This is a genomic window from Leptolyngbya sp. GGD (assembly GCF_026735145.1).
GTDB classification, from domain to species: Bacteria; Cyanobacteriota; Cyanobacteriia; order Leptolyngbyales; family Leptolyngbyaceae; genus Leptolyngbya; species Leptolyngbya boryana.
Genome location: NZ_JAPQKE010000007.1, coordinates 160647 through 183961 on the forward strand (window position 1 = coordinate 160647; position 23315 = coordinate 183961).

The 23315-nt window shown below is 44.4% G+C and carries 25 protein-coding genes; 21 read left to right on the top strand and 4 right to left on the bottom strand.

Annotation, left to right across the window (positions count from 1 at the left end):
- Position 1: 1 nt before the first annotated feature.
- The 3 genes from OU814_RS25275 to OU814_RS25285 all read right to left on the bottom strand — a co-directional run bounded on the left by OU814_RS25275 (position 2) and on the right by OU814_RS25285 (position 1501).
- Complete coding sequence (locus OU814_RS25275) at positions 2–451, bottom strand: GNAT family N-acetyltransferase (RefSeq protein ID WP_268242481.1); 450 nt, start codon at positions 449–451, stop codon at positions 2–4.
- 1 nt (position 452) lies between these two features.
- The gene (locus OU814_RS25280; protein ID WP_268242482.1) at positions 453–1007 is read right to left on the bottom strand and encodes a chlorite dismutase family protein; all 555 of its coding nucleotides are present in this window, start codon (positions 1005–1007) and stop codon (positions 453–455) included.
- Between the two features lie 71 nt (positions 1008–1078).
- The gene (locus OU814_RS25285) at positions 1079–1501 is read right to left on the bottom strand and encodes a hypothetical protein (RefSeq protein ID WP_268242483.1); all 423 of its coding nucleotides are present in this window, start codon (positions 1499–1501) and stop codon (positions 1079–1081) included.
- A gap of 398 nt (positions 1502–1899) precedes the next feature.
- On the opposite strand from OU814_RS25285, the gene msrA reads away from it, so the two are divergent.
- From msrA to OU814_RS25355, 14 genes are all read left to right on the top strand, one after another.
- Positions 1900–2661 carry a peptide-methionine (S)-S-oxide reductase MsrA gene (msrA, locus tag OU814_RS25290; protein WP_268242484.1) on the top strand — a complete coding sequence of 254 codons (762 nt, stop codon included), beginning with the start codon at positions 1900–1902 and terminating at the stop codon, positions 2659–2661.
- 5 nt (positions 2662–2666) lie between these two features.
- Positions 2667–3707: a glucokinase gene (locus OU814_RS25295; protein WP_268242485.1), complete on the top strand. Its 1041-nt coding sequence runs from the start codon at positions 2667–2669 to the stop codon at positions 3705–3707.
- A gap of 14 nt (positions 3708–3721) precedes the next feature.
- The gene (locus tag OU814_RS25300; protein WP_268242486.1) at positions 3722–6610 is read left to right on the top strand and encodes a bifunctional transaldolase/phosoglucose isomerase; all 2889 of its coding nucleotides are present in this window, start codon (positions 3722–3724) and stop codon (positions 6608–6610) included.
- A gap of 31 nt (positions 6611–6641) precedes the next feature.
- Positions 6642–7631, top strand: a complete 990-nt coding sequence (gnd, locus tag OU814_RS25305; protein ID WP_017285547.1) for a phosphogluconate dehydrogenase (NAD(+)-dependent, decarboxylating) — start codon at positions 6642–6644, stop codon at positions 7629–7631.
- A complete protein-coding gene (gene zwf / locus OU814_RS25310) occupies positions 7628–9133 on the top strand; it encodes a glucose-6-phosphate dehydrogenase (RefSeq protein ID WP_268242487.1) in 1506 nt (501 codons plus the stop codon). The genes gnd and zwf overlap by 4 nt, the downstream gene beginning before the upstream one ends.
- Positions 9130–10107: a class 1 fructose-bisphosphatase gene (gene fbp, locus OU814_RS25315; RefSeq protein WP_268242488.1), complete on the top strand. Its 978-nt coding sequence runs from the start codon at positions 9130–9132 to the stop codon at positions 10105–10107. Before zwf ends, fbp begins: the two co-directional genes overlap by 4 nt.
- Before the next feature lie 34 nt (positions 10108–10141).
- Positions 10142–11113, top strand: coding sequence for a class I fructose-bisphosphate aldolase (locus OU814_RS25320; protein WP_268242489.1), 972 nt, complete (start codon positions 10142–10144; stop codon positions 11111–11113).
- A 19-nt stretch (positions 11114–11132) separates the two neighbouring features.
- On the top strand, positions 11133–11525 hold the full coding sequence (locus OU814_RS25325) for a PadR family transcriptional regulator (protein ID WP_268242490.1): 393 nt from the start codon (positions 11133–11135) through the stop codon (positions 11523–11525).
- A gap of 138 nt (positions 11526–11663) precedes the next feature.
- Positions 11664–11981 (top strand): hypothetical protein, encoded by a 318-nt coding sequence (locus OU814_RS25330; RefSeq protein WP_268242491.1) that lies wholly within the window; start codon positions 11664–11666, stop codon positions 11979–11981.
- A gap of 39 nt (positions 11982–12020) precedes the next feature.
- Positions 12021–12632 carry a thioredoxin family protein gene (locus OU814_RS25335; protein WP_268242492.1) on the top strand — a complete coding sequence of 204 codons (612 nt, stop codon included), beginning with the start codon at positions 12021–12023 and terminating at the stop codon, positions 12630–12632.
- Positions 12629–13321 (top strand): cytochrome c biogenesis CcdA family protein, encoded by a 693-nt coding sequence (locus tag OU814_RS25340; RefSeq protein WP_268242493.1) that lies wholly within the window; start codon positions 12629–12631, stop codon positions 13319–13321. Before OU814_RS25335 ends, OU814_RS25340 begins: the two co-directional genes overlap by 4 nt.
- A 12-nt stretch (positions 13322–13333) precedes the next feature.
- The gene (locus tag OU814_RS25345) at positions 13334–13933 is read left to right on the top strand and encodes a cytochrome b/b6 domain-containing protein (RefSeq protein ID WP_268242494.1); all 600 of its coding nucleotides are present in this window, start codon (positions 13334–13336) and stop codon (positions 13931–13933) included.
- A 13-nt stretch (positions 13934–13946) separates the two neighbouring features.
- Complete coding sequence (locus tag OU814_RS25350) at positions 13947–14648, top strand: molybdopterin-dependent oxidoreductase (protein WP_268242495.1); 702 nt, start codon at positions 13947–13949, stop codon at positions 14646–14648.
- A gap of 272 nt (positions 14649–14920) precedes the next feature.
- Positions 14921–16027 carry a sensor histidine kinase gene (locus OU814_RS25355; RefSeq protein WP_268242496.1) on the top strand — a complete coding sequence of 369 codons (1107 nt, stop codon included), beginning with the start codon at positions 14921–14923 and terminating at the stop codon, positions 16025–16027.
- 14 nt (positions 16028–16041) lie between these two features.
- Here OU814_RS25355 and OU814_RS25360 read toward each other — a convergent pair whose 3' ends face one another.
- Positions 16042–16716 (bottom strand): response regulator transcription factor, encoded by a 675-nt coding sequence (locus OU814_RS25360; RefSeq protein WP_017285558.1) that lies wholly within the window; start codon positions 16714–16716, stop codon positions 16042–16044.
- Positions 16717–16959: 243 nt separating this feature from the next.
- On the opposite strand from OU814_RS25360, the gene msrB reads away from it, so the two are divergent.
- The 7 genes from msrB (at position 16960) to OU814_RS25395 (ending at position 23315) form a co-directional block, all read left to right on the top strand.
- Positions 16960–17448 carry a peptide-methionine (R)-S-oxide reductase MsrB gene (gene msrB, locus OU814_RS25365; protein ID WP_026148316.1) on the top strand — a complete coding sequence of 163 codons (489 nt, stop codon included), beginning with the start codon at positions 16960–16962 and terminating at the stop codon, positions 17446–17448.
- Between the two features lie 54 nt (positions 17449–17502).
- Entirely contained in the window at positions 17503–18561 is a 1059-nt protein-coding gene (locus tag OU814_RS25370; protein WP_017285560.1) for an aromatic ring-hydroxylating dioxygenase subunit alpha, read from the top strand.
- Between the two features lie 303 nt (positions 18562–18864).
- Complete coding sequence (locus tag OU814_RS25375) at positions 18865–19662, top strand: SDR family NAD(P)-dependent oxidoreductase (RefSeq protein ID WP_268242497.1); 798 nt, start codon at positions 18865–18867, stop codon at positions 19660–19662.
- 1 nt (position 19663) lies between these two features.
- On the top strand, positions 19664–20239 hold the full coding sequence (locus OU814_RS25380; RefSeq protein WP_268242498.1) for an NADPH-dependent FMN reductase: 576 nt from the start codon (positions 19664–19666) through the stop codon (positions 20237–20239).
- Positions 20240–20390: 151 nt separating this feature from the next.
- Complete coding sequence (locus OU814_RS25385) at positions 20391–21953, top strand: GMC oxidoreductase (RefSeq protein ID WP_268242499.1); 1563 nt, start codon at positions 20391–20393, stop codon at positions 21951–21953.
- Positions 21954–21969: 16 nt separating this feature from the next.
- Positions 21970–22479, top strand: coding sequence for a YkgB family protein (locus OU814_RS25390; RefSeq protein WP_268242500.1), 510 nt, complete (start codon positions 21970–21972; stop codon positions 22477–22479).
- Between the two features lie 29 nt (positions 22480–22508).
- Positions 22509–23315 (top strand): MIP/aquaporin family protein, encoded by an 807-nt coding sequence (locus tag OU814_RS25395; RefSeq protein WP_268242501.1) that lies wholly within the window; start codon positions 22509–22511, stop codon positions 23313–23315.

Here is a 23315-nt window from a genome sequence, read left to right on the forward strand (position 1 = left end):
GCTACAAGCTAACTGACATCAAAACATATTGCTCGCGATTCTCAAATTTTGACTGATTATAGAGCTTCTGAGCGCTCAGATTCGATTTCAAGACTTCAAGGTGAATTGCATAAATACCAAGCGCTTTTGCAATCGTTTTGATTTGCTCTAAGGCCTGTTTGCCAAGTCCTTTACCTTGAAAAAGAGGTTTAATATAAAACTCATCAATAAAGGCATCTTTTCCGCCAAATTCAACACTATAACTAGTACAGAGTGCAATGTAACCGACAACTTGACTTCTACAACAAATCAACCAAATTCCGCCAAGTTCCGCATGTGTAAGCAGCATCTTGACGGAATTCTCTCTTTGATAGTCTGCAAGATGCAAATCTGCAACTGCGTGAAACTCTTGAACCAGTGGCAGCAAAATTTCTAAATCCGCGATCGTCGCGATCTTAATCTCTGCTTCCATTTCACTCCAGATCACGTTCTAGACGAATTTCAACTTCGCGTTCTACATACTCCCATTCTTTGCTTACCCGCATCCGCACCAGTAACTCATCAAATGCCTGAGTATGTTCTGGCGCGAACTCAAACCAAGTTAAAAAATCAAACGGTTCTCCTAAGTCTCGGCAGTGCATTAACCGACGAGCAACCCCCGGAAGATACTCCAATCCAACTGCTGTGTGATGAGATTCTTCCTCGAAAATGGCACGTCGTTCATCCTGTGCCATTTCCCACCACTGAGCCGATTTTTTAATGGGAATGAGTACTGCGATCGCAGCTTCTGCTCGATTCAATCCGGGCTGTACCGCTTGAAGCATAGTAAGCTCATCGCGCTTTGCATACCGGACATTGCTAGTAAAGCTTTGTAGCACCCACACGCTCTCTAAGGGAAGTTCTGTAATGGCATCGTTTACAACATTGATCCGTTCAACAAGAGCTAAGCTGTTCCCGATCATTCCTTGCATTCCAGTAACGCGCCATCCGCCCTGCTTACCCCCAACAAATGAAAATCGGTTGTTCATAGTGCTTGCTCAAATCGATTTAACATAGCAAACAGTCGTGTAATCTACACTACTGCTTTTGTACAGTTTTTTCAGTCTTTCAGTACACCGCTCTGCGACACTGGCAATAAAAAAGTCAGCACATATACAAGGTTAGGAATCGCATTGCGCCAGAACCCTGTGGCGATCGATAAAGCGGTGTCGATCGCTGCCCAGGTCAACACTGAAACGATGACTAATATCCAGATTGGCTTGCTCGCAGCTTTGTCAAGTTGGTTTACGGCTTGTATTGCGGCAAACAAAGTGATGCTCCAACCGATTGACACGGCTCCGAGTACTGCTAAACTAAAGCGCATATGTGAATCAAGATTGAGTTCTCCAGGACCATTCAGCAGTTGAAATACGATCCGAGTCGGTTCGCTAGTTGCTTCTAAAGCACCTGCTGCTAAAGTGACTCCAAATAAACCGATTCCGATGCACCAGACGGTCATCCAGTTTCGCCAAAAATTTGACATACATTCTCTCCTAGTTTTCTATGTTCCAATGGGATTTCCAATATTCGATCTCTAACTCCAATGTCACAGAGAAAAGTCCTACTCTCTTACCTCTAACTTCTCAGTTCTTGCAGTCTGTTTTAGAGTGACTATAGTGCAATTTTGAAACTTTCGAGTAAGCGCTGTCTGAGGACATTACCGTTGAACAGACCAATATAATAGTAGACGATCAATTTCATTTGTAAAGCATATTTTTTACTGATTTTTGGTGGCAGAATAGCGTAAGAAATAACCTGAAAGTAGATTGAAACATCTCAGGAAAATCTGTAGAAATTATCAGGTCATATTCATCTAATTCTCAGGCAAGTCGTGCAAGATAAACACTGTCCCGAACATACCTGACAGAGAATGTTAATGATATGAGATATCAACCGCTTTCGTGGATTCGCCCTTTAATACTTGCTTCCTCTGTCGTGTTGCTTGCCGCGATCGCGATCTCACTCAGTAGCCGAATAACGCTCCGAACGCCGTCTTTCAATTCAAGTCTTCCATCCGACACCAACTTTGTTGCACTTCCTGATCCAGAGATCGACATTGCTGTTCCAAGCAACCTTAATCAGCAGACGATCGTGCTAGCAGGTGGATGCTTCTGGGGAATAGAAGCAATCTTTGAGCAGTTAAAGGGAGTTTCTCAGGTCGTGTCTGGTTATTCAGGAGGAAGTGCTGAAACTGCAACTTACAGCCAAGTTAGTTTAGGTAAAACGCAACACGCAGAGGTTGTAAACATCACCTACGATCCGACTCAAATCTCCTATGGTCAACTGCTGAAAGTTTACTTTGCTGTCGCACATGATCCGACTCAACTGAACCAGCAATTGCCCGATCGTGGATCTCAATACCGATCCGCAATCTTTTTCACAACTCATGAGCAGCAACAGGTTGCACAGGCTTACATTCGGCAACTTGATCAAGCACAGCGCTTTCAAAAACCGATTGTGACGCAAGTTGTGCCTTTGCAGAAATTCTATGCGGCTGAAACTTATCATCAGGATTTCGTCCAGCACAATCCGAACTATCCCTATGTCGTAGTTCATGATTTGCCCAAGCTTAAACGACTTGAGAAGCAGTTTCCTGAACTCTATCGAGATCAAATCAAGCTATCCAGCTTTTATTCGAGGTAAATGCCGTGATCATCCTAACCGGAGATATCGGAGGGACAAAGACAATTCTGCGCTTCTCAGAAGTTACTTCACAATCGTCCCAAATTTTATGTGAAGGTCGATATCGCAGTCGAGATTTTTCAGATTTGACTGAAGTGATTTCCAAATTCTCAGCAGAAGCGATCGCAAAGCTGAATCGACTGGTCAGAGCGGATGCAGCTTGTTTTGCGATCGCAGGACCTGTGATCAACAATACGTCACATCTCACAAACCTCGGCTGGATTTTAGAAGTGTCTCGCCTGACTCAAGAAACGGGCATTCCAAATATTGCTTTGATAAACGATTTTGAAGCCGTCAGCTATGGATTACTTGAGCTTACTCAGGCTGATTTATCTACGATTCAAGTCGGGCAATCAAGACCTTGCGCACCAATTGCAGTCATTGGTGCAGGTACTGGCTTAGGAGAAGGCTTTTTGCTCCATCATACTAGGAGCAACCGTCAAGTCTATGCTTCAGAAGGTGGACATGCAGACTTTGCTCCACAAACTGAACTAGAATGTCAAATGTTGCAATATCTACTCAAGCGATCTCCAACTCAGCATGTTTCTGTTGAACAGGTCGTTTCTGGAAATGGAATTTTAGCAATCTATCAATTTCTGCGATATCACACTGGGCTAGACCAACTTCTCCCTGAAGAAGATATCGACTTAACCTCTAAGATTACTGAAGCAGCGCTGAATGCACAAGACCCGTTAGCAGAGAAAGCATTACAGATATTTGTCAAAGCCTATGGTGCAGAAGCAGGAAATTTGGCGCTAAAGCTTTTGCCATATGGAGGTATCTATATTGCAGGGGGGATTGCCGCTAAGATTTTGCCCCTCTTGCATGAGGGAACTTTCCTTAAAGCATTTCTTGCAAAAGGCAGAGTGAGTGCACTACTAGAGCAAATTCCTATCCACATCGTCTTAAATCCCTATGTTGGTTTGATAGGGGCCACACGATACCTCAAGGAAACAATACTTCAGGCTAATTCAAACAATCATTGTTCGCTTATTGATCTAAGCTAAGAGGAATTTTAAGTATGACTCGCTCTCTCGTACAGTCTGACAATCAGCCCATCACCTCGCTCCAGTCTCTACATTACTATGGGCAATCGATTTGGCTAGATTACATTCGTCGCAGTCTCATTAACAGTGGCGAACTTCAAGAATTAGTCGATTCTGGTAAAGTTCAGGGTGTGACTTCTAATCCTGCTATCTTTCAAACGGCGATCGCTGGAAGCACTGATTATGATCAAGTTTTGAATGTGCTCGAACAGGTTCAGGATCGCGATGCATTATCAATCTACGAAGAACTTGCGATTGCTGACATTCAAGCGGCGGCTGATATTTTACTTCCAACCTACATTCGTACTCAAAAGCAAGATGGCTACGTGAGCTTGGAAGTTTCTCCCTATCTTGCTGACAAGACTGCTGAAACAATTGCAGAAGCACATCGACTATGGCAAGCGGTTGCACGTCCTAATTTGATGATCAAAGTTCCGGCGACTCCTGAGGGAATTGCTGCGATCGAAGCACTGATTGGGAATGGCATAAATGTTAACGTAACCTTGCTATTTTCTCAATCGGCTTATGAAAAAGTCGCTGATGCTTATCTGGCAGGATTAGAGAGATTTGCAGCGCAAGGAGGAAATGTCAGCCAGGTTGCGAGTGTTGCCAGCTTTTTTATTAGTCGAATCGATACCGCGATCGATGGATTACTCAATGCTCAACTCAGCGCGAATTCAGATTCTCATACCTGCAATTTCCTAAGAGGTCTATTAGGAAAAAGCGCGATCGCGAATGCAAAATTGACTTATCGCAAGTATCAGCAGTTGTACACTAGTCCTCGCTGGCAAAAACTAGCAGAGAAAGGCGCTCATCCTCAAAGACTGCTGTGGGCCAGTACAGGCAGTAAAAATCCACATTATCGAGATGTGGTCTATGTTGAAGAGCTGATCGGAGCAGATACAGTCAATACAGTACCACCTGTCACATTGGCAGCATTTCTAGATCATGGGCAGCCTCGCTTGAGTCTGCCAGAACAGATTGAAGCAGCAGAAGCTGTTTTATTGAAGTTAGAACAAGTGGGAATCTCACTCTCACAAATTGCAGATCATCTGCTCCAGCAAGGCATAAAGCTTTTTCAAGACGCATTTGATGCACTTCTTAGTGCTGTCGCTCGAAAGCGCGAGACGATACTAGGAGATCAAATTGATCGCATGACCTATCGTCTGCCTTCTGCACTTAATGAAGCGATTCAAATGCATCTATTTGAATGGCGGCAGAGTGGAAAAATTCGCCGTTTGTGGGCGCAAGACGCGTCACTCTGGACAGATACGGATGAAAATTACTGGCTCGGCTGGCTTGGAATTACAGATGATCAACTGGCTCATCTGGATCCTCTGAAGCAAGTTGTTCAGGCTGTGCGATCGCGCGATTTTACCCATGTTGTACTGTTGGGAATGGGCGGTTCTTCTCTTGGTCCTGAAGTGATGAAGCAGACATTTGGCAAGACTCCAAACTTCCCAGAATTGCATATACTCGACTCGACTGATCCTGCCCAAATTCGAGCAATTGAAAGCAGAATTAACCTGCCGCGAACACTGTTTATTGTCTCTAGTAAATCTGGCAGTACTTTGGAACCTCATATTTTCAAGCAGTATTTTTTCGACCGAGTGCAACAAATTGTTGGAGTAGAAGCAGCAGGACAACAGTTCATTGCCATTACTGATCCTAGTTCTCAACTTCAGCAGATTGCAATCAACGATCGCTTCTATCAAACATTCCTGGGATTACCTTGCATTGGTGGACGCTATTCTGTGCTATCTAACTTTGGTATGGTTCCTGCTGCACTCATGGGAGTCGATATTGCAAGATTTTTACGCCTAACGGAAGAAATGGTACATTCTTGTGCGCCTTCTGTTCCTGCTGAAGATAATCCAGGTGTCGTTCTTGGAACAATTTTAGGGGTGCTTGCTAATCAAGGATACGATAAAGTTACTTTGACGACCTCTCCCGGCATTGCAAGTTTGGGGGCTTGGTTAGAGCAACTTCTAGCAGAATCAACCGGCAAGATTGGGAAAGGAATCATTCCAATCGATCAAGAGGCACTCTCTACACCTGAAAAGTATGGTAGAGATCGATTATTCATCTACATTCGCTTGGAATCTGCACCCAATTTAGCTCAAGATGCTGCGATCGCTCTTTTAGAACAATCAGGATTTCCAGTGGTCAGAATCGCAGTCGCGACTCCTGAGCATTTAGGACAAGAATTTTTCCGATGGGAAATCGCAACCGCAGTAGCAGGAGCAATTCTAGAGATCAATCCTTTTGACCAGCCTGATGTAGAAGCGAGTAAAATTGCAACAAAGCAGCTCATGCTAGACTATGAAAAAACTAGGATTCTTTCTACAGCAGAGCCGCTCACTACGCAACTAGAAATTCAGATATATTCGGCTCCACATGACAAGGATGCCTTCGCAAAAGCAGCGATCGAGAACTCTTTAACAAGCTATTTGCGATCGCATTTGAATCGGCTGAAACCTGGAGATTATTTTGCGCTCTTGGCTTACATCGAAATGAATCCTGTGTATTACGAGTGTTTGCAAGCGATTCGCCATGCAATTCGGGATGCTAAACAAGTCGCAACTTGTCTAGGCTTTGGACCAAGATTTCTCCATTCCACAGGGCAAGTCTACAAGGGTGGCCCAAATACAGGGGTATTTCTACAAATTACGAACGAGCCTGAGAATGATCTTGACATTCCTGGACAGAACTATAGCTTTGGAGTCGTCAAAGCAGCTCAAGCACAGGGTGATTTTCAGGTTTTAGCAGAACGCAATCGTCGATTACTTAGGTTGCATCTGAGCCAGAATACACAGGCAGATTTAGAGCTTTTACAGACCGCAGTACGTATCGCATTAATTTAGTTGATATTGAAGTCTTTGATAGGAGAACAGAATGCAAATTGGTGTTTTCGGGCTGGGACGCATGGGCGCAAATATTGTCCGCCGCTTGCTCAAACATGGTCATGAATGTGTGGTGTTTAATCGCAGTTTGGACAAAGTGAAGCAGCTTGTTACTGAAGGGGCGAAAAGAGCAAATACGCTTGACGAATTCGTTGAGCAATTAGCAGCTCCGCGCGTGATCTGGTTGATGTTGCCATCAGGCATTGTGACTGAAGAAAGCCTTTTAGAGGTCGCCGCAAGGTTGTCTCCTGGAGACATCATCATTGATGGAGGCAACTCTTACTACAAGGATGATGTGCGTCGAGCAAAATGGCTTCACGATCGTAGTATTCACTATATTGATGTTGGCACAAGTGGCGGCATTTGGGGGCTAGAGCGAGGCTACTGCCTGATGATTGGTGGAGAAACCTCTATCGTTCAGAAGCTCGATCCAATTTTTGCATCTCTTGCACCTGGAATCGGTAGTATTCCTCGGACTCCTGGACAAGCGCAGCTAAATTCTACAGCAGAGTTAGGGTATTTACATTGCGGTTCGCATGGAGCAGGACATTTTGTAAAAATGGTTCACAACGGCATTGAATATGCCTTGATGCAATCTTATGCCGAAGGTTTTGACATTCTACGAAATGCAAATTCTCCAGAAATCTCTGAATCTCATAGCTATGATTTCAATGTTTCTGAGATTGCAGAGGTTTGGAGACGCGGCAGTGTGGTGGGATCGTGGCTGTTAGATCTTGCTGCGATCGCATTAACTGAAAATCCATCGCTCTCTAATTACACTGGGTATGTCCAAGACTCTGGAGAGGGACGTTGGACGATTATGGCAGCGATCGAATCTGCCGTTCCAGCAGAAGTTTTGTCTGCTGCATTGTATGCTCGATTTCGCTCCAGACAAGATCATACCTTTGCTGAAAAGATGCTGTCTGCTATGCGTCAGCAGTTTGGAGGGCATGTTGAGCCAGTTGTGGAGCTATCGCCATGACGAAATCTCCTCCATCTATTCCGTCTTGTACGATTGTCATTTTTGGAGCCGCCGGAGACTTGACCAAACGCAAGCTTATTCCTGCTTTGGGGAATTTAGCAAAGGGTCATCTACTACCGGAAAACTTTGCGATCGTTGGAGTCTCGCGCGCTTCCATGAATCATGAAGAATTCCGTCAAGCGATGAATTCTGCAATGCAGGAGCTTGCTCCTTACCTTGAATCTGAGCAGCGAGATTGGTTATGCAAGCGACTCTACTATCTCTCAGGCGAATTCAAGCAGGCTGAAACCTACGATCGACTGCAACAACTCCTAGATCAAATTGACCACACCCATCATACTCAGGGTAACTATCTCTATTATCTTGCGACTGCTCCTGAGTTTTTCTGCGAAATTATCTGGCAACTCCACTCCTTAGGACTTGTTGACGAAACAGCAGGTCAATGGCGACGTGCAATTCTCGAGAAACCATTCGGGCATGATCTCATCTCAGCCCGCGTGCTCAACCAAACTTTGAGCAAGGCTCTAAAAGAGCATCAAATTTATCGCATTGATCACTATCTAGGCAAAGAAACGGTTCAAAACATTCTCGTCTTTCGGTTCGGTAATGGCTTATTTGATCCGCTGTGGAATCATCGCTACATCGATCATGTACAAATTACCGTAGCTGAACAAGTTGGAGTTGAGAATCGAGGGGGTTACTATGATGTGACAGGGGCATTGCGAGACATGGTTCAAAACCATCTCTTTCAGTTACTCGCAATGATTGCAATGGAACCACCAATTTCTTTTGAAGCAGATGCAGTCCGAGATGAGAAAACCAAGCTTCTGCGATCGATTCGCCCACTTCAACCAGAGCAAGTTCTTACCGATACTGTCCGAGGTCAGTACAAAGCAGGAACTGTGCAAAACAAACCCCTAACTGCTTATCAGGACGACCCTAAAGTTGCTTCAGATTCAGTCACCGAAACGTTTGTTGCTCTGAAATTATTCATTGATAACTGGCGTTGGACAGGAGTCCCTTTCTATCTTCGCACAGGGAAAGCAATGTCGGATAGAGTTAGCGAGATCGTGATTCAGTTCAAGCAAGTTCCTCAAGTATTTTTTCGCCAAACATCAATGGAACAACCTACACCTAACCTAATTCGACTTAGAATTCAACCGAATGAAGGGATTCATGTCCAATTTGGTGCTAAAGTTCCTGGACCTGTGATGAAAACGGGTGCGGTTGAAATGGATTTTTGCTATGCCAAGCATTTTGGAACCTCTCCAAGTACGGGCTATGAAACTTTACTTTATGATTGCATGATTGGAGATGCAACACTCTTTCAGCGTGCTGATACGGTTGAAATTAGTTGGGATGTGATCACACCAGTCCTGGATGTGTGGCAATCATTGCCCCCACGCAATTTCCCGAACTACACAGCAGGCAGCTGGGGACCACAGGAATCAGACGCTCTACTGCAACAGGATCAGCGACATTGGTGGGAGATAGGGACATGATTACACAAGCAATGACCCTCGATCGATATCTTTGGCAGCAGCAAAAAGCCTTCAATATTCCAGTAGAACTCTCGATTCTAATCAGCCAGATCGGTTATACTGCAAAGATTCTAACTCGTGAAATTAGCCGTGCCGCCTTGGTTGGACAGCTAGGGTTAGTCGGAGATAAGAATGCAACCGGGGACGCTCAAAAAAAACTCGATGTTTTCAGCAATCAAACTATCATTGAAGCCTTCTCAAACACAGGGCTAGTAGCGGCTCTAGCTTCTGAAGAGCTTGAAATGGCAAAATTTATGGATTGTCGCAATCATACGCCTTATGTTCTGTGTATTGATCCGCTGGATGGCTCCTCTAATATCGATAGTAGTGGAGCCTTGGGAACCATTTTTGGTGTTTATCAGCGCAAAACTTACAATGGATGCTGTAGCGTAGAGCAAGATATTTTGCGCTCAGGCACAGAGATGGTTGCAGCAGGCTATATTCTTTATGGTACGAGTACAGTTTTGGTTTGCACCTGTGGTCATGGGGTCAATGGATTTACACTCGATACAAGCTTGGGCGAATTTTTACTCTCTCACCTGAACCTTCAATGCCCAAGTGAAAGTAAATACTACAGCGCAAATCTCAGCTATGCCCAAGAATGGCAACCTCACATTCAGAAACTCATTGTTCATCTCAATCAGCAACATACCTCATTAAGATATAGCGGTGCGCTCGTTGCAGATGTCCATCGGAGCTTGATTGAGGGCGGGGTGTATCTCTATCCATCAACTCCTGACTATCCTGATGGCAAACTCCGGCTGCTCTACGAATGTGCGCCTCTTGCTTTTATTGTCGAACAAGCTGGGGGAATGGCAATAACCGAGACAAAGCGTGTTTTAGAGCTTCAACCTCTATCAATTCATCAGCGATCGCCGTTAATCATTGGCAGCAAGGCAACTCTGACACTTTACGAACAAATGCTGCCAGCGTAGACTGTAATACCTCAAACCTACTAAGGAACTTCCAATGACTCAACGCATCCAAGAGATTCTGAGTTGGTATGGTAGTGACAATCCTGGAACACTAACCAATCTCGCTCGTTTGCTCAATCACGGTAAGCTTACAGGGACAGGGAGACTCGTAATTTTACCTGTTGATCAGGGCTTTGAACATGGACCTGCTCGCAGCTTTGCGCTCAATCCACCTGCTTATGATCCGCTTTATCATTTTCAGCTCGCGATCGATTCTGGCTGTAATGCTTATGCTGCACCCCTTGGTTTTTTAGAAGCAGGTGCGCGCGAATTTGCGGGTCAAATTCCATTGATTCTCAAAGTCAACGATCACGATTTGCTTCTGAATGAAACTGATCCTGATCAAGCCATAACAGGCAGTGTTCAAGATGCCTTGAGATTGGGCTGTGTTGGAATCGGATTTACTATTTACCCAGGCTCATCTCATCGTTTAGAGATGTATGGACAAATCCGTGCTTTAGCTGAAGAAGCAAAGCGCTACGGCTTAGTTGTTATTATCTGGTCTTATCCGCGTGGAGCAGGACTGAGTAAGGCTGGAGAAACTGCGATCGATGTGACTGCCTACGCTGCTCATATTGCGGCTCAACTTGGCGCACACATTATTAAAGTTAAGCTCCCTTCAGAGCATATCGAGCAAGATGAAGCGCGTAAAATCTATCAAGCACAAAACATTCCTATTACAACGCTGGAAGAGCGAGTCAGGCATGTGGTGCAATGCACGTTTAACGGACGGCGCATTGTGATTTTCTCGGGTGGTGCGTTCGACAGCGATCGTGCCTTACTCGATGAAATTCATGCTATTTATGCAGGAAATGGATTTGGTTCGATCATTGGGCGAAATTCATTTCAGCGATCGTATCCTGAAGCCTTAAAATTACTTGATTCAATCACAGAGATTTACAGCAGCACCGCGACTCATTCTGCTAATCGCCAAAGTAATGCAGCAACAACAGTACTTAAGCAGTAACATTCGTATTGATCTCCAAATGTCAAACACTCAGCAATCCCTGACCTTTCAAGATATTTATCAATTTTTTCAGGCTCCGCCAGTCATCTTTCTCAATCAGGAGCTAACAGTTTGCTATGTGCTGTCAGTGTTACTGTCAAAAGGGGAATCTTACGGGGCTGAGCTTGTCCAGAAACTTAGGAATGACCATGTAGGCTACCGACTGTCTGACACAATCTTACAGAGTTCAATACGATTTCTAGAACGTGAAGGAATGGTCGTAAGCTATTGGAAGAAGCCAGCAAAACGCGGTCGTCCTCGACGAATCTACCAAGTTGTTTCAGAAAAACAACAGAAAGCACAAGACCTTGCACAACTATGGCGAGATTATATTGAGAATAAGTCCTCTATTCTCAGCCAATTCTCAGACTAAACTCAGCAAATTTTAGGGCTATATTCATGCACAGCTTAGTTTAGTCCCCCATACTCCAAAGAGTAGCAGGTGCTTGAGTGTGTGCCATTCGAGTGAATAGCACAGTTTAGAACTTATATCATATGGGTAGTGAAAACCATGAAAACAATTGCTTCTCTGATTATTCTAGCTTCAGTGGGTATGCTTGTCGCTTGCTCCATTCCCAATAGTCAAAAGCCCGCTACAACTAACCCAGTTCAGCCTGATGCCATGAAACAAGGCGATGCCATGAAGAAAGATGGTGATGCCATGAAGAAGGATGGTGATGCGATGAAACAGGGTGATGCGATGAAGAAAGATGGTGATGCGATGAAACAGGGTGATGCGATGAAACAAGGTGATGCGATGAAACAAGGCGATGCCATGAAGAAAGATGGTGATGCCATGAAGAAAGATGGTGATGCGACAAAGCCATAGTGTTATCAGGGCGATCAATTCTCACTTTTGGTAAGTTTTATGGGCAGAATTTTCCGTCAGCGTCGTCAGCTTCTTCTTTACTTAGGATTGGGTGTGGTCGGTGCTGGAGCTACTGCCCTAAAACTCAAGCCTAGCCAAGATAAGCAATCTTTCATTGCACAACCCATCCTAGATCCCAAGCAAGATCTTGTCAGTGTGCAAGCATCTGGCAATCCATTACCCGACTTCCAGGGAATTCAGCAGTGGCTAAATTCAACTCCACTCTCGATCGCAGATCTCAAGGGCAATGTGGTTCTGATTCAATTCTGGACATTTGCCTGTATCAATTGCCAACGAACTCTCCCATACATTACTCGATGGCATCGCCAGTATGCAGCACAAGGCTTAAAAGTCATTGGGATTCATACCCCAGAATTCGCATTTGAGCGTGAGCCTAACAATATTCGGAAAGCTATCGAAAAGCATCAAATTACCTATCCAGTTCCAGTTGATAATGAGTACAAAACCTGGAAAGCTTATCAAAATGAGTACTGGCCTCATCTGTTTTTAGCTGATCGACGTGGGTTAATGCGGTACGACCATATCGGCGAAGGTGCATATGACACGACCGAGCAGATGATTCAAACCCTCCTTAAAGAGAGAGTGTTATGAATCCATCGACCCTTTCTATTCAGATTGCAATTTTGGCAGGGATCCTCACGATCCTCTCTCCTTGCATATTGCCAATTCTTCCAGTGCTTATTGGTCGATCGCTGCAATCTCATCGCTATGGTCCAATTGCTCTAATTTTCGGTTTAGTTGGAGGATTCGCTGTAGCTGGAAGTTTACTGGGAATCAGTACAAGCTGGCTAACAGGAATTGCGAACTTCTTGAGATACACTGCGATCGCAATCTTATTAGGGCTTGGACTTCTCACCCTATGCCCAAGCTGGAGCTATACTCTTTTGAGCTATTTCCCCAATCTGAAATGGGTTCAGAATTCCCCACGCATTGGATTGTGGGGCGAATTTTGGTTGGGGACTCAGTTAGGATTGTTGTGGACACCTTGTGCTGGTCCCGTACTCGGCGGGATTTTAGTGTTGGCGGCTGTACAACATCAAGCCATGAGTGCCTTTTGGTTGTTGTTGGCATATGGATTGGGAGCTGCTCTACCCTTGCTGATGATTGCTTATGGTGGGCGAAAGTTGACTCAGCACTTGTTGAACTTACGATCGCAGAGTATGACCTTGCAAAAAATTGGTGGAAGCATTGTGATTTTGAGTGCGATCGCAATCTTACTAGGTTGGGATGTGCAAGTTCAACTCTGGCTCGCACCATTTTTCCCGAAAACTTCACTGTGAGGCACTGCGATCATGGATGCTGTAAAACGCCAAAAATCTCCTCCGACTCCTTCTCAAGCTTTACTCGCTAAGATATTCCACTGGACAAATTTGATTAGCCTGTTCATTATGCTGTTCAGTGGATTACAGATCTATAACGCGAATCCGGTGTTTGGGGGACGAGGCGGGTGGCATTTTCCTAGTTTTTTGACGCTAGGTGGATGGCTAGCAGGGGGCCGGAATTGGCATTTTGCAGCGATGTGGATTTACTCACTCAATCTTTTGGGATACGGAATCTATGTCGGTTTGTCTCGCCGTTGGCAGCGTCGATATGCTAGCAGTAGTGATGTTAAAGCACTGCGCGTTAGTCAAAATGCAAAACGTAAAAATTATGCGCTGCATCGAGTAGTTTACACTGCGATCGTTCCCATTCTCATTTTGTCGATCGCATCGGGTTTAGCGATGTATAAGCCTGCTCAGTTTCACGGTTTGTACAGTTTATTTATCAATTGGCAAACACTGCGAACAATTCATTTTATTACTGTTCCAATTGTTGTTGTATTCACGGCTGTGCATTCAATTTTGGCACTCAAAGTTGGCACAATTCGGCTTGTGAAATCGATGTTTATCTAGGAGTGATCGAACGATGTCTAAACCGATTTCTCGTCGTCAATTACTCCACTGGTCTGGATTATCCGGAGCAGGTTTATTGCTCAGCAGTTGCGGTTCAAATTTTGGGACACAAGAAATCGGACAGGTCATTGAACCTTTGAACCAAGCGACACAATCTTTGCTGCTCAGCCAAAAGCCTGTGCCTGAATTTTCTATCCGTCAAGTTGAACCCGATAAATTACTGATTAATACTTTTGATCAAACGCCAAAAATCGATCCAGCCCAATATCGATTAGAAATTTCAGGGGAAGTAAACCATCCGATGCGGTTGAGCCTTGCTAATCTCCAGTCATTACCTTTTACCTCAATGGTGATTCAGCATGTCTGTGTAGAAGGATGGGCTGCAATTGTCCAATGGGGCGGAGTGAAGCTTCAGGATTTGTTGAAACTAGCACAACCAAAATTGAACGCCCGCTATGTTTACTTTAAGTCGGCTGATGGCTACTACGAAAGTTGGGATTTTGCCTCAGCAATGCATCCTCAAACCTTGATGGCATATCAGCATAATGGAAACCTGCTCTCAGTCGAGCATGGTGCTCCTTTACGTTTAGCTTCTCCGGTCAAGTTAGGATACAAGCAAAGTAAATGGGTGACTCAAATTATCCTCACAGCGCAACTGATGCCTCAAAAAGGATATTGGGAAGATCAAGGATACGAGTGGTTTGGAGGACTGTGAGATCAATAAAAATATATTTTTAGAATTTCAATTTAAGAAGATGTTTGAAAAGTCTCAGAAATCTCTTCGCTCTGGTTGCCATCTTCCAGTCTGGTGCTCGTAGAACGAAGTCTACTGAAAGAATTAGAAGCCGACTATCATTATTTCTTCGGTTTATTGCAACAGACTTCGCACAGTTAGACCTGGATTTGCAAGTCGGGACGGATGAGGTAATCAACTTTTCAAACACTCTCTAATCTAAAACGAACTCCCTCTACATATGAGTAAAGTTAATGAATCGGCTAGGGCAGGTTTCAAATGGGCAGAACAGGCGGAAAAGATTTGATTTCGCTTCATTGCAGTTTCGGCTTGCTGTCACTGTAATTGGAATTTGTGCGATCGCGATTGTTATCTATCAGCAATTGAGTCATTGGAGCATTCAGACTGTACTGATGATGTACTCCGATCAGTTGACTGAAGCACAATTTCTGACGATCTCTAGTCAGTTGGTCAACCTGAGCTTGATTGTGATGATTGGAATGACGATCGCAACTTTAGCAGTAACCTGGCTCTTGTTGCGTCCCGTCAATCAATTGCAGCACTGGATACAGACCACAGCAACAAATTCCCAATCCAATCCCTTTACAACTAGAGCAATGCCAAGCGAGATTCGAGTCGTTGCTCAAGCATGGAGCGAGACGCTCAGTCAGAAAGCCGCCATCAAGCAGCAGCAGCGGCAATTTATTAGCAATGTTGCTCATGAGCTGCGATCTCCTCTCAGTGTGATTTATGGATACCTTCAGCGCACCGTCAAGCGTATTCCTATGTCTCCCAGTCAGGAAGAGAGCCTGAAAATGGTAACCGAAGAAGCAGAGCGAATGACCTTGATTCTACAAGACCTGATCGATCTTGCAAGAGCAGAGAGCTTAGATGTTTCGCTTCCTCAAGAGCCTCTGATTCTCAATGAGTTTGTGCGCAATATCGCAAATATGCGGGGTAAGTTTGATCATCCGAATATTCAGCTTGAAATTTCGCCGATTCCGATTCGCGTTCAAGCACGTCGGGATCACCTCATGCAAGTGCTAGATCACCTGATTGAGAATGCGATTCGATATTCTCAACCCAATTTACCAATTGTGATCCAGTTAACTCAAGAGAATGGTTGTGCTGTCATTCAGGTGAGCGATCATGGCGAAGGAATTCCCCAGTCTGATCAAGTTCTGATCTTTGAACCTTTTCATCGCATTGATCCGTCACGCAGTCGAGCCACAGGAGGAACCGGATTAGGACTGGCGATCGTCAAAATTTTAGTTGAGAAAATGGGTGGAACGCTTTCCCTTGATTCTGAACCCGGCATAGGTACGACCTTCATTGTTACGTTACCCATGCTACGAAGTTGAGCAAAGAGGATTGATTATGATTCTCGGATAACATAGCCCACTCCACGTACGGTATGAATGATGCGTGTTTCACCTTGCTGCTCGAGTTTTAATCGCAAGTACCGAATGTAGACTTCAATCACGTTTGAATCCCCGCCAAAATTGTATCCCCAGACGTTTTCCAAAATCTGCTCTTTCGTAAAAACCTGTTGAGGATTCTGCATTAAGTAAGCGAGAAGATCAAATTCTTTGACCGTTAAATCGATTAAGCGATCTCCCCGTAACACTTGATGAGTCAGTCGATCCAATTTTAGCTCACCTACTTGCAAGATATTTTCATACACTTCTTGAGTTCGGCGAAGATGAGCACGAATTCGTGCGAACAGTTCTTCTACACTAAACGGCTTTGTAATATAATCATCTGCTCCAGCATCTAGTCCATCAACTCGGTCTTCTACTTCATTTTTTGCTGTCATCATGATGATTGGAATCTTGATTCCTGTGGTTCTCAATCGGCGGCAAAGTTCTATCCCAGAGAGTCCCGGTAGCATCCAATCCAGAATGGCAAGATCTGGCAGAGATTGCCGTGCAATAGCAAGTCCAGTCATCCCATCGTGGGCTGTACTGACCTGATATCCTTCATTACTTAGCTCAAGTGAAATAAATTGTGCAAGTGCAACTTCATCTTCGACTAAAAGAATATGCGCCATAGCGGTAAACAATAAGCTGCTATCACTAGGAATTGAGCATAGAATATAAGCCTGAGCTATATCTGAAAGAATTCTGAAAACAAGCTGAGAAGCTCTAATTAATCTGAACTCTGTCGCCGCTTTTTACGCTCAAATATTTATTCTCATTGTTTTCTCAGGCAAGCTTTATCGAATTTAAACCTTCACTTCAGAAGTTTCTCAGTCCTGAATAGTTCAATGTACGAATCCCCGAACGACCGAACGATGAAGAGACGATATTTTGTGCAAGCAGGTTTAGCGCTTGCAGGAACCGTTTGGGTATCCCATACCCTCCGCCAGAATCCAAAAAATATGCCAGAACGTTCATTTGAAATCATCAAAACTGAAACAGAGTGGCGCAATCTGCTAACACCAGAGCAGTTTTATGTCCTCCGCAAGCATGGCACAGAACGAGCAGGAACAAGCCCACTTGACAAACAGTACAGCAAGGGAAGCTATGTCTGTGCTGCCTGTAAACTTCCGCTCTTTACTTCAGAAACAAAATTCAATAGTGGAACAGGGTGGCCCAGTTTTCACACGCCGATTGCAAATGCGATCGCGACATCACCTGATTATACGATTTCTATTGCTCGCACAGAAGTTCATTGTCGTCGCTGTGGTGGGCATCTGGGGCATGTATTTCAAGACGGGCCTCGACCTACAGGTAAACGCTATTGCATCAACGGAATTGCATTAGATTTTATTGCAGGATAGTCCTGATAGACGACCTGACTACCACAGACAAACAATCGTATTCTTAACAAGAGCATGATAGAGCTTACACCTGCACTGTCAGAACACAGACTCAAAGGGCAAGTGCGCGAGATTGGCATCAACCCCAACTACTGGTATGCTGTAGCCTGGGCACATGAGATCAAGCCTTTGCAAATCCTTGCAATCACACTCTGGAATCAAGAGCTTGCTATCTATTGTGATGATCAAAACATTGTGAGAGCGGTAGAAAATCGTTGCCCACATAAAGGAGTAGCATTGCATCGGGGTGTTGTTCAGAGAGATGCGATTGTTTGTCCTTATCATGGCTGGAAATTTCAAAATGGACAATGCACTCACATTCCATATTTTCCAATTGATCAGAAGTTGCCGACTGCTTGTTTGAGAACTTTTCCTGTTCGAGAACAGTACGGTATTATTTTTGTTTTTCCAGGCGATCCAGCCCAAGCAGATCAGATTCCTCTCCTAGACATTCCGCAATATGCAAATCCCAACTGGTTAATGATTCCAGTGAGCGCACATTTTAATGCTCACTACACGATTTGCAATGAAAATACGATGGATGTTTTTCACGGATATCTGCATCGAAATCTACAGGGATGGTTTGATCCCGTATTGCTCAAGTTGGAAGAAGCAGAAGCTTCTGTCCGAGCCGATTATCGGGTGTCATATCGAGGAGCGATCGCAAGATTTTTAGGATTAAATGATACTTCTAAAGTGATCACTCGAACGATTTCAGTAAATTATCAATATCCTAACTACATCAATTCTCTGCAAGATTTGTCTTACCTCTATCTGATGCGATCGCCGATCTCTCAACACGAAAGTCGTTCATTCTCACTTCTGTTTGTTAACGTTCGCCTCCCAAAATGGCTCATTGCCCTATTACAACCTGTGCTAGAACGTGTGATTCGCAACCGTCTATTTATGAGATTTTTAGCACAAGATATCGCAATGATTGAGAGTGAGTATGAGAACTATTTACGCGATCGTTCTCGACGATATGTAGAGGTAAATCCTGCAATTATTGCTCTACAAAGGGTGATGATACGCCAGTATAATTTTTCCCTGGATTGCAGCACAGGGGAATCTTGACTGTCTGGATCGAGGAATCGGTTCTTGCATCTTGGATTATGCCGAATTTGAGCGAGAAGCCAGGTGCATCGGTATTTTACAACGATTTAGCGATCTAGATAATCGGGATACAAATTTACTCTGACACTACCGTGGCTTGGAGACTGAATGTGAAGCCTTGCAATATGAGAATCTGCTGAAAATCACCTAAGAATTGTTTCATTAAAATGTTAGCAATTTAAGCTGAAGTTCTTAGATAGAACTCATCTTTCAGCTTCTTCTCTCAGTCACAATGAATGACATTGTTGATTGAGGAAGTAAGATATGCGACTTGATGGAAAAGTTGCTTTAGTTACAGGCAGCAGTCAAGGGATTGGGCAAGAAATTGTTCTACATTTAGCAGCAATAGGAGCAGATGTGGTGATCAACTACCGATCTCATCCAGAAGGCGCTCAAGAAACGCTAGAAAAAGTTAATACGATCGGAGGAAAGTGCTATCTTGCGGAATGTCCGCACTCACAAGCGTATTCAATTCAAGCTGATCTCGGTAATGTTGACATGGTGCGAGAATTGATTACTGAGAGCATTGGGCATTTTGGCAAGCTAGATATTTTGGTCAACAATGCTGGAATTGAGAAACATGCTCCCTTCTGGGAAGTTACGGAAGCAGAGTATGATGCGGTGATGAATGTTAACTTGAAAGGCGTTTTCTTTGCTACGCAAACTTTTGTGCAGCATTTAATCGAAACAAACCGTCCTGGGAAAGTCATCAACATTAGCTCTGTCCATGAAGAATTGCCCTTTCCCAACTTTACAGCTTATTGTGCTAGTAAAGGCGGAATGAGAATGATGACTCGTAATCTAGCAGTTGAGCTAGGTGCGCTTGGAATTACGATTAACAACGTGGCTCCTGGTGCGATCGAGACTCCGATCAACACACAGCTTTTGAACAATCCTGAAAAATTACAGGCATTGCTGAACAACATTCCATTAGGACGGTTAGGGCAACCTCAAGATGTTGCGTCTTTGGTCGCATTCTTGGCATCTGAAGACGCAAACTACATTACGGGTAGCACATTTGTGGTCGATGGTGGACTGCTTTGGAACTATCAGGAGCAGTAGTATGAGCAAAGTGTTATTTATTCCCGTAATTTTAGGAACATCTCGACAAGGTCGTCAGAGCGAATTGGTCGCTCGATTTGTGGTAGAGCAAGTTGCTGCGAGAGACGGAGTTGAGACTGAGTTAATTGATATTCGCACGATTGCGATCGCAGTTGATGATGCAGGTGAATCAATCAAAAATTCTCAGTTCTCCGCCACGATGGAACGTGCTGATGGATTGATCATTGTTGTTCCAGAATATAACCACGGCTATCCGGGTTTGTTGAAACATGTATTGGATACTTGCCTCAAGGAATACATTCACAAGGCTGTAGGATTGTGCGGAGTTTCAGCAGGTGCATTTGGTGGAACAAGGGTGATTCAGAACCTGCTGCCTGTGATGCGTGAGCTTGGATTAGTGACAACTTTCTATGATCTAAATTTTAGTAATGTTCAATCTTTGTTTGATGAAATGGGTCATTTGATTGATGAAGCGACTCAGATTCGTCGGCTCGATCGCTTTTTAGATGAATTGGTGTGGATGTCAACAGTATTGCGATACGGACGGCAAAACCCATTGAATGCAATGGAGGAATAAACTCAACAGATTAATTGCCAGATTTAACGGTGAAGCAATTGAGAGTGGGAGATGCGATTGTTTCTTTGCATTTCTACCAGGAAGGTGAACAGACGCGATGGCAGGTGACTCAGTTAGAGGATGAACTCACGGTTAAAATAAGGTAAGAACTATGACAACTCAAGCTCATTATGATGTCATTATCATCGGTACAGGAGCAGGCGGAGGCACACTTGCACATCGTCTTGCTCCAACCGGGAAAAAGATCTTAGTGCTGGAACGAGGCTCGTTTCTACCGAGAGAAAAGCAGAACTGGGATACGATCGAGGTTTTTCACCACGATCGCTATCACACTAAAGAAGTTTGGCGAGATCAAGACGGGCAAGCCTTACATCCTGGAACAGGTTACTTTGTCGGGGGCAATACAAAAGTCTACGGTGGAGCGCTGTTTCGGTGGCGCGATCGTGATTTTGACCAAGTTCAACATCAAGGAGGCATTTCGCTAGAATCTCCTCTAAAGTATCGCGATTTTGAACCTTACTACACTCAGGCAGAAGCACTCTATGAAGTGCATGGACAGCATGGACTAGACCCAACCGAGCCACAGGCAAGTCAAGACTATCCTTTTCCAGCCATTCAACACGAGCCGCGAATTCAAGAGATTCATGATGCGCTACAAGCAAAAGGATTGCACCCGTTCTATCTTCCGCTAGCCATTAAACTCAATGAAGCAAATCGCCATTTGAGTTCTTGCATTCGTTGTGATACTTGCGATGGGTTTCCTTGTTTAGTCAATGCGAAAGCAGATGCAGAGATCAATTGTGTACGTCCTGCGATCGATCGGGCTGAGAATTTAACCTTACTTACTTCAGCAAAAGTACTCCGTCTGCATACAAGTCCATCGGGTCGAGAAGTCACAGCTGTTGAGGTCGATGTTGCAGGTCAAATCCAGATGTTTTCTGCAGATATTGTTGTTGTCTCTTGTGGTGCAATTAACTCTGCGGCTCTGCTACTACGATCTGCGAATGATCAACACCCAACTGGATTAGCGAATAGTTCTGATCAGGTTGGACGGAATTTTATGAGGCATCAGAACGGTGCGATCGTTGGATTGACGAAAAAGCCAAATCCAACTCAATTTCAGAAAACCCTAGCTGTGAATGATTTTTACTGGGGAGAAGCAGGATTTGACTATCCGATGGGGCATGTTCAACTGCTCGGCAAGGTCAATGCTGACATGATTGCACTGGATTCTCCGAAGATTGCTGGAGTTTCATTTCAAGATCGTGAAGTCTTCGCATCGCTTGCCAGTCATTCTGTAGATTGGTGGCTCACAGCAGAAGATTTACCCGATCCGAACAATCGTGTACAGGTGAAAGGAGACAAGATTCATCTGAGCTACAAAGACAATAACACGGTTGCATTCGATCGATTATTACATCGCTGGACAGAAGTTTTGAAATCGATTGATTGTGGCGATCGCTTCTTACCTTGTTCGGTCTACTTCCGTAAAAAAATCTCACTTCAAGGAGTCGCGCATCAATGTGGAACTTGCCGCTATGGAGAAGATTCACAAACCTCTGTGCTGGATATCAACTGTCGAACTCATGACGTGGACAATTTGTATGTTGTCGATGGTAGCTTCTTTCCGGCTAGTGCTGCGGTCAATCCAACTCTGACAATCATTGCGAATGCCTTGCGGGTAGGAGATCACTTGATTGATCGATTGAGATAAATAAGGAGAATTAAAAATGGCAACGACACACGATCGAAAAGCAGTTAGCCGACTTCTAGAACTCATTGGGCTTGCTTTGATGCGGTATGGAATTGTGCTGATTCTGTTTTGGATCGGCTTGATGAAGTTTACACCTTACGAAGCGAATGCAATTAAGCCACTTGTAGAACATAGTCCATTCATGAGTTGGATGTATCGCGTTATCAGTGTTCAGGGGGTTTCTAATCTGATTGGTGTGATTGAAGTTGCAACTGCGGTCTTGATGGCATTGCGATCGTGGTTTCCGATTGCTTCTGTCGTTGGCAGTGGGATGGCAGTGGTTACTTGCTTGTTAACCTTGAGCTTTTTATTTTCTACACCAGGTTGGGAACCGACACTCGGATTTCCGGCTTTATCAGTTGTACCGGGGCAATTTTTACTCAAAGATATCTTGCTCTTGGGCGGTGCAGTTTGGTCATTGGGGGAATCTCTGCGGGCAGTGAAGGGTGGTCGCCACAGCGATCGTGAATTGCAGAGAATTCGATAGCACTCAGGCAGCACTTAGAGAGCCTCACCATGATCAATACAATTCGTCGTCACTATCCTGAATATTTGATGGAAGCAGCAGGATTAGGAATTTTCATGGTTGCTGCTGCGGTGATTACAGCAGCAGTCGTACATCCTAGTTCACCGATCTCTCAGATCAATTCGTTACTTCAGCGATCGCTGATCGGAATTGGCATGGGACTGACAGCAATTTCGCTGATCTATTCTCCCTGGGGAAAGCAATCAGGCGCACATTACAATCCTGCGGTGACGTTAACGTTTCTCCACTTAGGTAAAGTGAAGCCGAAAGATGCATTTTGCTATGTCATTGCTCAATTGATAGGTGGATCACTCGGAATTTTAATTGCAGCAAAACTATTGGGAAACGTGCTCTCAGATCCCTCAGTTGACTACATTGTGACAACTCCAGGAACTCTAGGAGCAATCATTGCATTTTTTGCTGAATTGGTCATTTCTTTTGGTTTGATGATGACTGTTCTCACAGTGTCGAATACGGCACGACTCGCACGATGGACAGGACTCTTTGCAGGAGCTTTGGTGGCGACCTATATCATAATCGAGGCTCCATTATCCGGGATGAGTATGAACCCTGCTCGAACCATTGCTTCTGCAATTCCGGCAAACAATTGGACTGCGATTTGGGTTTACTTAACCGCACCGATTCTTGGGATGTTTTTAGCTTCTGAGATCTATGTGCGAATCAAGGGACAGCAGGCCGTTTGTTGTGCCAAACTTCATCACCAAAATCACAAACGCTGCATTTTTAGATGCGGATTCAAAGCTCAGAAATTGAGCGATCAACTACCAGACATCTGA

Coding starts and splice junctions, on each gene's coding strand:
- OU814_RS25275 (WP_268242481.1), bottom strand. CDS start 451: ATGGAAGCAGAGATTAAGATCGCGACGATCGCGGATTTAGAAATTTTG.
- OU814_RS25280 (WP_268242482.1), bottom strand. CDS start 1,007: ATGAACAACCGATTTTCATTTGTTGGGGGTAAGCAGGGCGGATGGCGC.
- OU814_RS25285 (WP_268242483.1), bottom strand. CDS start 1,501: ATGTCAAATTTTTGGCGAAACTGGATGACCGTCTGGTGCATCGGAATC.
- msrA (WP_268242484.1), top strand. CDS start 1,900: ATGAGATATCAACCGCTTTCGTGGATTCGCCCTTTAATACTTGCTTCC.
- OU814_RS25300 (WP_268242486.1), top strand. CDS start 3,722: ATGACTCGCTCTCTCGTACAGTCTGACAATCAGCCCATCACCTCGCTC.
- gnd (WP_017285547.1), top strand. CDS start 6,642: ATGCAAATTGGTGTTTTCGGGCTGGGACGCATGGGCGCAAATATTGTC.
- zwf (WP_268242487.1), top strand. CDS start 7,628: ATGACGAAATCTCCTCCATCTATTCCGTCTTGTACGATTGTCATTTTT.
- fbp (WP_268242488.1), top strand. CDS start 9,130: ATGATTACACAAGCAATGACCCTCGATCGATATCTTTGGCAGCAGCAA.
- OU814_RS25320 (WP_268242489.1), top strand. CDS start 10,142: ATGACTCAACGCATCCAAGAGATTCTGAGTTGGTATGGTAGTGACAAT.
- OU814_RS25325 (WP_268242490.1), top strand. CDS start 11,133: ATGTCAAACACTCAGCAATCCCTGACCTTTCAAGATATTTATCAATTT.
- OU814_RS25330 (WP_268242491.1), top strand. CDS start 11,664: ATGAAAACAATTGCTTCTCTGATTATTCTAGCTTCAGTGGGTATGCTT.
- OU814_RS25335 (WP_268242492.1), top strand. CDS start 12,021: ATGGGCAGAATTTTCCGTCAGCGTCGTCAGCTTCTTCTTTACTTAGGA.
- OU814_RS25340 (WP_268242493.1), top strand. CDS start 12,629: ATGAATCCATCGACCCTTTCTATTCAGATTGCAATTTTGGCAGGGATC.
- OU814_RS25345 (WP_268242494.1), top strand. CDS start 13,334: ATGGATGCTGTAAAACGCCAAAAATCTCCTCCGACTCCTTCTCAAGCT.
- OU814_RS25350 (WP_268242495.1), top strand. CDS start 13,947: ATGTCTAAACCGATTTCTCGTCGTCAATTACTCCACTGGTCTGGATTA.
- OU814_RS25355 (WP_268242496.1), top strand. CDS start 14,921: ATGAATCGGCTAGGGCAGGTTTCAAATGGGCAGAACAGGCGGAAAAGA.
- OU814_RS25360 (WP_017285558.1), bottom strand. CDS start 16,716: ATGGCGCATATTCTTTTAGTCGAAGATGAAGTTGCACTTGCACAATTT.
- msrB (WP_026148316.1), top strand. CDS start 16,960: ATGAAGAGACGATATTTTGTGCAAGCAGGTTTAGCGCTTGCAGGAACC.
- OU814_RS25370 (WP_017285560.1), top strand. CDS start 17,503: ATGATAGAGCTTACACCTGCACTGTCAGAACACAGACTCAAAGGGCAA.
- OU814_RS25375 (WP_268242497.1), top strand. CDS start 18,865: ATGCGACTTGATGGAAAAGTTGCTTTAGTTACAGGCAGCAGTCAAGGG.
- OU814_RS25380 (WP_268242498.1), top strand. CDS start 19,664: ATGAGCAAAGTGTTATTTATTCCCGTAATTTTAGGAACATCTCGACAA.
- OU814_RS25385 (WP_268242499.1), top strand. CDS start 20,391: ATGACAACTCAAGCTCATTATGATGTCATTATCATCGGTACAGGAGCA.
- OU814_RS25390 (WP_268242500.1), top strand. CDS start 21,970: ATGGCAACGACACACGATCGAAAAGCAGTTAGCCGACTTCTAGAACTC.
- OU814_RS25395 (WP_268242501.1), top strand. CDS start 22,509: ATGATCAATACAATTCGTCGTCACTATCCTGAATATTTGATGGAAGCA.